The 6,314-nt window shown below is 46.2% G+C and carries 7 protein-coding genes; 1 reads left to right on the top strand and 6 read right to left on the bottom strand.

The genetic code is table 11. From position 1 onward, the window contains the following. From V7126_RS04000 to terL, 4 genes are all read right to left on the bottom strand, one after another. A partial coding sequence (locus V7126_RS04000) for an SU10 major capsid protein (RefSeq protein WP_438823790.1) occupies nt 1-276 on the bottom strand: 276 nt, incomplete at its 3' end. A 58-nt stretch (nt 277-334) separates the two neighbouring features. Further along, the gene (locus tag V7126_RS03995; RefSeq protein WP_175077578.1) at nt 335-1,060 is read right to left on the bottom strand and encodes a phage scaffolding protein; all 726 of its coding nucleotides are present in this window, start codon (nt 1,058-1,060) and stop codon (nt 335-337) included. Between the two features lie 93 nt (nt 1,061-1,153). Then, nucleotides 1,154-2,638, bottom strand: a complete 1,485-nt coding sequence (locus V7126_RS03990; RefSeq protein ID WP_175077579.1) for a phage portal protein — start codon at nt 2,636-2,638, stop codon at nt 1,154-1,156. Nucleotides 2,639-2,704: 66 nt separating this feature from the next. Beyond that, nucleotides 2,705-4,141 (bottom strand): phage terminase large subunit, encoded by a 1,437-nt coding sequence (gene terL, locus V7126_RS03985; RefSeq protein WP_335496846.1) that lies wholly within the window; start codon nt 4,139-4,141, stop codon nt 2,705-2,707. A 708-nt stretch (nt 4,142-4,849) separates the two neighbouring features. On the opposite strand from terL, the gene V7126_RS03980 reads away from it, so the two are divergent. Further along, nucleotides 4,850-5,404 (top strand): tyrosine-type recombinase/integrase, encoded by a 555-nt coding sequence (locus V7126_RS03980; RefSeq protein WP_335496843.1) that lies wholly within the window; start codon nt 4,850-4,852, stop codon nt 5,402-5,404. A gap of 19 nt (nt 5,405-5,423) precedes the next feature. On the opposite strand, the gene V7126_RS03975 is transcribed toward V7126_RS03980, so the two are convergent. Together V7126_RS03975 and V7126_RS03970 are read right to left on the bottom strand one after the other, a co-directional pair. Beyond that, a complete protein-coding gene (locus V7126_RS03975) occupies nt 5,424-6,062 on the bottom strand; it encodes a hypothetical protein (RefSeq protein WP_335496840.1) in 639 nt (212 codons plus the stop codon). A gap of 20 nt (nt 6,063-6,082) precedes the next feature. Continuing rightward, nucleotides 6,083-6,223 carry a hypothetical protein gene (locus V7126_RS03970; protein WP_335496837.1) on the bottom strand — a complete coding sequence of 47 codons (141 nt, stop codon included), beginning with the start codon at nt 6,221-6,223 and terminating at the stop codon, nt 6,083-6,085. Between the last annotated feature and the right edge of the window lie 91 nt (nt 6,224-6,314).

The following is a 6,314-nucleotide window of genomic DNA, read 5'->3' as shown; positions in this document are numbered from 1 at the left end:
TACTTCAAGTCCGTTTTGTACGAGGGCGTTCTCTGTAAATTTACGAGCGTCGCCTGCGTCTAATTGGATTTCGGTTGCATCGGCTGCTACGGCAGCTTTAGCAATTGCTGTGTCACTGTTCAAGTAATCGTTCTGCCATTCGAATTTGGTTTGCGTTAGGGCTTCGCCTGTTCCAATCAAACCGAAAAGAACCGGCGCCTTTGTAAGAATTAAATCTACGTTCGCGGCCATATCACGAACTTGTTGCTGGAAATCGTATGTTTGTGCAACTGCCATTAATAAATCCCCCTAAGATTTTTTTGTAATTAAAAAAGCCGCCAATATGGCGACTGAATTACCGTTTGTTTTTTAGCGCTCGAAGTTCGTTGTAGAGCTTCGTTACTTTTCCGAGATAACGCGGATTTTTAAGCGCTAGTTTTTTCGTTTCGTCCAATTCTTTCTCTTTCGCGACAATCTCCGTTTGAATGTTGTTTTTGGCCGGGTTACTTCCGCCAGAAGCGTCGGCTCCGATCGGCTGCTTAAACATCCATGGACTCGACTCTTTAAAAGCAGCGACCACTTCTTCGGCTCCTTTTACGTTGCCATCTTCGTCAATTTCGACCGCAGATTTATCGAGTAGCGCAAGGACTTGGTTCGGATCGTTTGCGTTAAGAGATCGAGCGATTGCGCGAAGCTCCGTATTGATGATTCGCTGATTTGCCGCTTCCTTCGCTTTTTTAGCCGCCTCCGCTGCTTCTTCCGCCTTCTTAGCCGCTTCTTCTTTTTCGGCCCGCAGGCGTTCAGTTTCGGACATTTCCGCTTTTTTTCGTTCCTCTTCGGCCTTTTCTAACTCTTCGAGCCGTTTCGCTTTTTCTTCGAGTTCGGCTTGCTTCTTTTTCTCGCGCTCAAGACGCTTGTTAAGAATTTCGTCGAGTTCAGCCTGTGTGAACGTCTTTTCCGGTGTCTCCGGTTGCTCTGTCGGTTTTGGTTCCGGCTCCCCAGCCGTAGGTTGAGCGTTAGGATCTTCCGGTTCTGTTTGTTCCGCAAAAAATTGTAGGTTTAAAGGTAAAAATTTCGGCATATCGTACCTCCACGTTTAAAGTCCGAGTAGACTGTAGATTACGAATAACAACAACCGGCAGTTTACCGACAATACCGTAGGTCAAGAACGTTGTTATTCGTTTGATTCTGGTGCTACGTTATAAGGATCTTCGGCCTGTTTTTTCAGGTTTCGTTCCTGTAAAATCTCCATAAATTTGGCTTCCGGGTTATCTTTACCGCTTCGGACGATCGCGCCCTTAATCGACTCCATTTCGTTGGCGATTTCTTCGCCTAACTGTTCGACGAGAGCCTTTTGATCCTCCGGCAACGGCAGCCCGAATACGATTTTACTTCCGTAGTTGTCGTCAACTTGCGCAAGCCATTCCTTCTCATATTTAAAGCGAGGATGATCCTGGCGGGCTTTCATGTAGCGCAGAATGTACTCATTCAACGTCTGTAACCGCGATTGCCAAACGATCCATGCTCGCTGGGTTTTAGAAATAATCGAACTGTACAGCAATTTGAGCGCCATATCGTTTATGCCGCCCGTGTTCATGTCCGCGGTGTTAACCATCGGAACCTCGCTTATTTCGTGAAGCCGCTTCTGTAGACGGTCGAGATACGCCTCGATCGCCTCTTTAAATTTAAAGCCGCTTTCGAGTTTCTTTGCGTCAGGCTCTCCGATTTCTTTATTCGTTTCGCCAAGGTCCCAAATGGCTCCCGGCGCAATCTTAAACGGATTTTTCGGATCGTACTCAACGTTTGTTAGCAGAGTGATCGCAAACATTTCGAATCTCAAAGCGTCGGAGTAGTCGGATAGCTTCCGATCGATTTCGTCGGCTGTTTCGATAAGCTTTTCAAGTTCGCTGAAGCCGCTAGTCTGTCCCGAAAGTTTATCCGTTGGAACGTGGACGACCGGGATAAAATCGAGCCCCATCGATTCTCTTTCGACCCGCTTCTCGACAAGAATAAGTCCGTCGTCGTATATCGCTTCTTCGATTTCACAATCGTAGTTTCCGGTATCCTCATCGCCTTTCCAGACGAGATAATACGAAAGTTTCCAAAGCTTCGTCTGTTCTTCGTCCAACCACGCAACGAAATGAACTTCGTCAAGTTGATCGACATCCCATTCGTTATGAACTGCGATAACTTCAGTCGAAGGATGCCACAGTATTTTAATTTCTCCGCGACGTGTATCGTAATGCAGACGAGCGTAAACACCGGTTCGGCTGATCGCGCGATCTTTTGCCGCAGCGAGTAGTTTTTCGTGCATCCGATTTTCTTCCCATACCCACGTCAGCAAGCGCTCTTTTGCTTTTGCCCGGCTGTTTTCCTCCTCCTGCTCTTTGCTCGGCGTATACCCCGGCTTGATCATGTCCGCAGGATCGTCGAGAACGTCCGGAGGAACGGTCACTTTCGGTTCCTTCTCGAATTGCCAGGCCGCAGTCGAATCGATAAGCTTCCGGGGGTAGTTCATCGTAAGCTGCGTCGGTTCATAATCGATTTCTTTCGGCTTAACGTAGTCGGTCCAAACGTTCAGATCGCCTTCGTAGCGTCGGTAAAGCTTGATTTCGTCAACAATGCGCTGAAATTCTTTCGATCCAAGCGCTTCTTCCATCGGGAGAACAAATTGAAACGGGTTTATAAAATTTCGGTCAATGACTACGATTTAAAACGCCTCCTTTCAGTAACGGTAATTTCCAACGTTACCGCCTTTTCTTCTACGCGACTTCACAACGGCCGAAACCGCCATTTCTAAAGCATCGATAACGTCATCGTGGGCGCCCGTACCGTACTGCTCGAATTGTTCAAGCAAAAGCGCGTGCTTCCGATCGAATTGGATTGTCCCGTTTTCGATCGAAGGTAATAGCGCCTCGATACGGAGCTCTTTTCGGCTGCGGTGTTTTACTTTCTTTACGCGAGTGTCTGCCGGATAGCCAGCGTGTGTAAGCTGTTTTTTCAGCTCATCGACGAAGAATTCTTGCGCCGCCTGTGCTTCTGCCGCGATTATGGTCGGCTGATACTTGACGACCTTTTCGACGATGACCTTCAGGAATTCGTCCGGCTTTAATCGTTGGCCGAACGTGTCTATAACATAAATAGAGCCGCTAACCTTATCGGCAGCGACGATCGCAATTGCGGAATAGTCTCCGCGTTCTTTCCCCATCGCGAAGTCTACCGCGAGAGAAACGTCATACTTCATATAGTCGATATTTCCGTTGTGATACGTGAATTTTTCCGGATTAAAGATCATCGATTCCTCGTCGATCGGGTTGTTCATGTACTCGGTATTGAACGCTTTAGATCCGTACGTCCATTTCCATTTCATCAACTTGAATAACGGCTGCGCCTCAACCCAAAGGACTTTAGACCCTTCTAACATTTCTTTTTCGTGTTTCTTATAAAATTCTTCCGCCCCTTTTTTTCGTTTTTTGTTTTCTCTGTTGGTATAAATTAAACGACATTCTTCCCAAAGATCCGATCGTGTTGGGTGTGAAATTATTGCACGGAATATCCTTGATTCAAAGTCGGGGTTATTATGCAGCACATTCATTAAGTTTGAATCTTGGTGTACCGTGGTTCCCATGTAAACAAACGCTGTTTTCTTACCTTTTGGGTCACCTAACGGAATAACCGTTTGAGAAAACCAGTCTTTTAATTTAGCACGTTGTTCTGGCGTGCTGGCATTTCCCCCAGGTCTTGCATCTTCCAAGTCATCTAGCACTATTAAATCTGGACGACTACCGTTCCAGTTACGTCCCCGCAATGCCTGGCCGGTTGAAGCAGCCTCGACCAAGGATAACTGTTTACGACTATCTCCATCAGGATACCAAGCGATAAATGCACTTGAATTATCGATGATATTGGATTGATCTTTCGGAGAAAGTAATGGCCCGAAATCCTCCCGAAATTTTTTATTGAATTTCAATTGATTTCGAATCCATTCCATATTCTTCGTCGCTACATCTGGAGTTTCCGAGATAATAATCGCGTATTTCCGTCGCCTATATGCAATCTCATGAACCGGAAAGGCTTTCGAAAGATACGTCGACTTGGCGTGCGAACGTGGCGCCGCGACTGCGACTTTCGCATTCGTCTCAACATTGGAAACTCGATTCATTATGGCGGTAATCTCACGATGAAACTCCGGAGCCTCCTCTACGCAAGTAACATCGAATCCCTCCCAATTCCCCTCATTGTCCGGGTTGCGTGCGTCCGAGAAGTATTCGATAGAGAATTCGAGTAGATTACCTTCGCATCGATGAATCCGTTTAAGACGTTCTAGTTCGGTCGCTTTTTCGTAATAGTCGGCGATCTCTGACGCAGGAATGTCATCGCCGTAAGTTTCGTCGAGAGCGTCCAGGTATTCGGTTAATACGTTGATGAGTTCTTCGCGTTCATCCCGCTTCAGCCAACGACCATCAACCCATGCGATAAAGACCGCCTCCTTTCACTTATTTCGAATGTTTCTTAGCCGAGGATCTTACGAGTAGGTCGAAGAAAACTAAGAACGGATAGAAAGGGACCTTAAACATCGAGTAGAGAACCGCTAGTACAATACACGCAAGAGCCGATGTCTTTAATTCATCTGACACGTTTTCCGATCCCTTCGCGATCTTTAATCGATCGGCACCGCTCAATCCTAGAATTACAATCGCACCAAGAGTGCTTTTGAACGTCATACCGGCGTATAACATTCCGAGGAGTAAGTAGATCAAAACATAAACCAACTACATTACCTCCTTTCATTTTTCGTATTGACTTTCGTTATATTTTTCGTTAATATGAGTGTAGCAAAATCATTTTTATGTTACGGAGAGTGAACGAAATGGCAAACGAAGTATTCCCGATTAAGTCAAAACGCGATTTTAATAAAATGAAGAACGCACTGGACGGCCGCAATCGTCTTTTATTGACACTCGGCACCGCTTTTGGCTTGCGTATCAGCGATTTATTGACGCTTAAAGTCGGGGATCTCCGCGGCCAAGATTTGTTACACATACGAGAAAAAAAGCGCAAGAAATTACGTGTGATTACATTCAGTCCGTCAGTTAAACGCGAAATTAAAGAATATATAAGCAACGACGTAGCAGATGACGATTACGTTTTTGCCAGCCGGCAAGGAGGAGGCAAGCCGATCACCCGCGTTCAGGCTTATCGTATCTTAAACGACGCATCGAAACGGGCCGGAATTTACGAAAAGATCGGCAGCATCGGCACGCACTCGCTTCGTAAGACGTTTGGTTATCGCCTGTATGAGAACGGCGTTGATATCACGCGCATTATGTCGATGCTCAACCACTCAAGCGAGCGCGAGACGTTGAAATATATCGGAATTACGGCCGATGAGATATCGGAAGCTTACGAAAGCATCGAGGTTTAGGAGTTCGGTGCTTTTTTATTTATCGGGCTACAGTTGCTTCTGTGTACGTAACACCTAACGGCATCGTTTTCGACTGAAATTCGTGCTCTTCTACAGATGCAATCCTGTAAATTCTCTTGGCTCGGTGTTCTTTAGGAATTGAAACTCCCGCATCAGCAAAAACGACCTTCCCACTAAGATCAGGCGATTGGTATCGGTTTCCCCGTTGGAGATACTTTACATCATCGAAAGTTTTCTCCAGTGCAATGATTGACGTGCTAGTTCCGGAACACCTGCGCACAAAAAGCTCGCAACCTTTTCCTAGATAGTAGGCTCGGTAAATCAACTCGTTAGTTAACGCTAAGTCCACCGAATAAAACTCACCAGCAATTTCTTTAACATTCGCGATGTATTCGTCGTACTTATCGTCTATAACCCCAACTTTTTTCGCAGTGTCCCGCAATTCAGCCAGCGCCTTAGTCGCCGCCTTCGCTTCGCGCTGAATCGCCTTCAGGCCGGTTATTGCTTCGGAAACATCAACATCGAGTTTTAGGCTAATAGTATCGCTTGGCTTCTTCTTTGGTTCCGCATACACAAAGTCCGGATCATTGGGACCGACTTTTCCGTAACTCATAAGTTCGTCATGATCTAATTCGATTGATTCGCGTTTGTCCGCCATTCACATCGTCTCCTTTACGTTTAGTTGATGTTGATTTCGAGTATCAATTCGTATCTGATCGCGTCAATGGCTTCCGCGATCTCATCACGTACCAAATGCCCGGAAGTCTGCAACGCGATCAAACGATCTAAGTATGCGAGTAATTCTTCTGTCTTCGTCATCATAATCGTCTCCTTTTTCGTTAATAAAGCGACATGCATCTTGCAAGCCGCTTTTCTGTTGCGCTAAAAAACCGCAAGCACAAAACGAGCG

Source organism: Bacillus sp. JJ675, from assembly GCF_036963165.1.
GTDB classification, from domain to species: domain Bacteria; phylum Bacillota; class Bacilli; order Bacillales; family Bacillaceae; genus Bacillus; species Bacillus glycinifermentans.
Note: the sequence above shows the minus strand (reverse complement) of the source record. Positions and strands in the feature narration are given on the sequence as shown.

Excerpts from the sequence above, each read along its gene's own strand:
- V7126_RS03975 (WP_335496840.1), bottom strand. The coding sequence starts at position 6,062 with ATGGCGGACAAACGCGAATCAATCGAATTAGATCATGACGAACTTATG.
- V7126_RS03980 (WP_335496843.1), top strand. The coding sequence starts at position 4,850 with ATGGCAAACGAAGTATTCCCGATTAAGTCAAAACGCGATTTTAATAAA.
- V7126_RS03990 (WP_175077579.1), bottom strand. The coding sequence starts at position 2,638 with ATGGAAGAAGCGCTTGGATCGAAAGAATTTCAGCGCATTGTTGACGAA.
- terL (WP_335496846.1), bottom strand. The coding sequence starts at position 4,141 with ATGAATCGAGTTTCCAATGTTGAGACGAATGCGAAAGTCGCAGTCGCG.
- V7126_RS03970 (WP_335496837.1), bottom strand. The coding sequence starts at position 6,223 with ATGACGAAGACAGAAGAATTACTCGCATACTTAGATCGTTTGATCGCG.
- V7126_RS03995 (WP_175077578.1), bottom strand. The coding sequence starts at position 1,060 with ATGCCGAAATTTTTACCTTTAAACCTACAATTTTTTGCGGAACAAACA.